The sequence below is a fragment of the Vaccinium witches'-broom phytoplasma str. VAC genome (assembly GCF_000309405.1).
In the GTDB taxonomy this organism is placed as follows: domain Bacteria; phylum Bacillota_I; class Bacilli_A; order Acholeplasmatales; family Acholeplasmataceae; genus Phytoplasma.
Genome location: NZ_AKIN01000011.1, coordinates 1 through 2,444, shown reverse-complemented (window position 1 = coordinate 2,444; position 2,444 = coordinate 1). Strand labels below are relative to the sequence as shown.

The window sequence follows — 2,444 nt, the reverse complement described above, 5'->3', positions numbered from 1 at the left end:
TTTCTTCCATTAAAAAAGGAATAAACATGAAAATCAAAGATATCATGATGGAAAAAAATTCTAAAGGAAATTTTAGTTTTTTCAAAGGTTTTAAAACGATTTCCAAACCATCATTTATTTCCATAAAAGAAGTAGTTTCGTTAAATAAAGTTATAACAGTTAAAATCAATAAAATCCTAATAAATATTAAAATAATTTTTAATAAATCTGTTTTTTTCAAGAATAATTGAACCGTATAATCTGCCTGTATAAAAGGTATTTTGTGTGTTTTCAACAAGTTAAAACGAGAAGTAAGAAAAGGCATTGCCAAGAAAAAGATAACAAACAAAAAAGAATAAATATTTTTCGGAAATATCTTTTTAAAAACAAAATAAAAAGCCCCTAAACTGAACAATATTAAGTAAAAATTCCACACTTGAAAAGAAATGTCTCTTCCAGCTTCTTCTTTTAAAGAAATATGAAAAATTAAACTTAATACAATAAGAAATTTCAAATGAGAAATACGTTTTAACATTTTAACGACAGAAAAATTCAGATGCATTAACAAAAAAAATAAAATCAAAAATAGAAAAACGAAAGGTCCGAAAAATAAAACTGTTTCTAATAAGTTTTTTTCTTTGAAAAAAAAAGAGACATCTAAACTAAAAATAATTTTAAAAAACGCAATGATAGTGATGATTTTAATCGCCGGATTAATGCTATATAAAAAAGATTTTTTCTTTAAATCAGTTTTTTGTTGTAAATCGGAATTAATCATCTAAACCATTATTTCCTTCATAAAATTTTTTTAAATATTTTAACATTTCTTTAAAAGAATAAACAGGAATAAAGGGGATGTTCAATTCTTTTTCTAAAAAATACGCCAGTTGGAAAGTTTGCGGTTTATAAGCTTCAAATTTATTGAATTTTTCATTCATAAAAAAGTCTTCTTTAGAACCATCAAACATAATTTGACCTTTTTCTAACAAAATCACTCTATTGGCGTATTCTGATACTAAATCTATATTATGAGTGATAAAAATAATGGTTTTTTTTTCTATTTGAAATAATTCTTGAAAAAAATTCATAATTTCAATTTGACTTTTAACATCTAAACCTCTTGTAGGTTCATCTAAAACTAAAATAGCAGGATCCATAACTAAAATGCCAGCAAGAGCCACTTTTCTTTGTTGTCCGCCAGATAATTTAAAAGGAGATGAAATAAATAAATCTTCTTCAATGCCTAATCTTTTTAAAACAGCAATAGCTTTCTTTTCTGAAGTATTATTATTTATTTTCAAATTTTTAAGCGCAAAAATAACATCTTTTAAAACAGTTGTTTCAAAAAGTTGATATTCAGGAAATTGAAAAACTAAACCAATTTTACTTCTCAAAGAAGATAAACATTTTTCAGGCGTTTTGGAATTTATTTTTTGCCCAAAAACTTCTATTTTCCCTTCTGAAGGTGTCAATAAACCATTCATCAATTGAACCAAAGTAGATTTTCCCGAACCAATTTTACCAATTAACGCGATAAATTCATTATTTTCATTAATTTTTAAATTAATATCTTTGATAGCATGTGTTTTTGTTTTATCATAATAATAACTTACATTTTTAAACTGTATTGCCATAAGATTTCCTTTATTTTTCGCAAAGATTCTGTTTTTTCATGAGATAAATTTTCATCTTTTTTTAATAATTCATAATAAAGTTTCAAAGATAAGGGTAAATTAACAAAATATTTTTCCAAAAAAGAAGGTTCTTTAATCAAATTTGTTGGTTTATCATGTTTTAATAGATGACCTTTTTCTAAAATAATAATCTCATCACTTTGTAAAGCAAAAGATAAATCATGTGTGATAGTGATTAAAATCTTATTTTTTTGTTGATGAATGTTTTTGATAATATTATGAATCTCTTTAACTCCTTGAGGATCTAAAAAAGACGTTGGTTCATCAAAAATAATAATTTCTGGTTCCATAGCTAAAACAGAAGCAATAGCGACTTTTTGTTTTTGACCACCAGATAGTTCTTGAGGTTTTTTGTCTAACAAATCATAAATACCTAAAGAACGAGACACCTCAAAAATTTTTTGTTGCATTTCTTCTCTTGGTAAATTTTGGTTTTCTAGACCGAAAGCGATATCGCTTCGTACATCGAATCCGATAAATTGATAATCAGGGTTTTGAAAAACAATCCCCATAAGAGGACGAATATCAGACAAATTATCTTCATTCAATTCTAAACCGTTGATCATAATTTGTCCTTTTTGGAATTGCAATAAACTGATTAAAATTTTTACTAAAGTAGACTTGCCTGAACCATTATCGCCTATTATAGAAACCCATGTTCCAGGATTGATCTTAAAATTCAAATCATGAAGAATTTGTTTTTCTTTGTAACTAAAATTTAAACCTTTAACAATTATCATTTTATAACCTAATTTTATTTATTTTAACCAT

Annotated in this window: 3 protein-coding genes; all 3 read right to left on the bottom strand. The window is 25.1% G+C overall.

Annotation, left to right across the window (positions count from 1 at the left end; all coding sequences use genetic code 11):
* Positions 1–757 (bottom strand): CbiQ family ECF transporter T component (locus tag RI68_RS00565; RefSeq protein ID WP_017193326.1); only part of this gene is annotated, 757 nt, incomplete at its 3' end.
* Positions 750–1,613 (bottom strand): ATP-binding cassette domain-containing protein, encoded by an 864-nt coding sequence (locus tag RI68_RS00560; RefSeq protein ID WP_017193325.1) that lies wholly within the window; start codon positions 1,611–1,613, stop codon positions 750–752. The genes RI68_RS00565 and RI68_RS00560, both read right to left, overlap by 8 nt.
* Complete coding sequence (locus RI68_RS00555) at positions 1,589–2,413, bottom strand: energy-coupling factor transporter ATPase (protein ID WP_017193324.1); 825 nt, start codon at positions 2,411–2,413, stop codon at positions 1,589–1,591. Before RI68_RS00555 ends, RI68_RS00560 begins: the two co-directional genes overlap by 25 nt.
* Positions 2,414–2,444 lie beyond the last annotated feature (31 nt).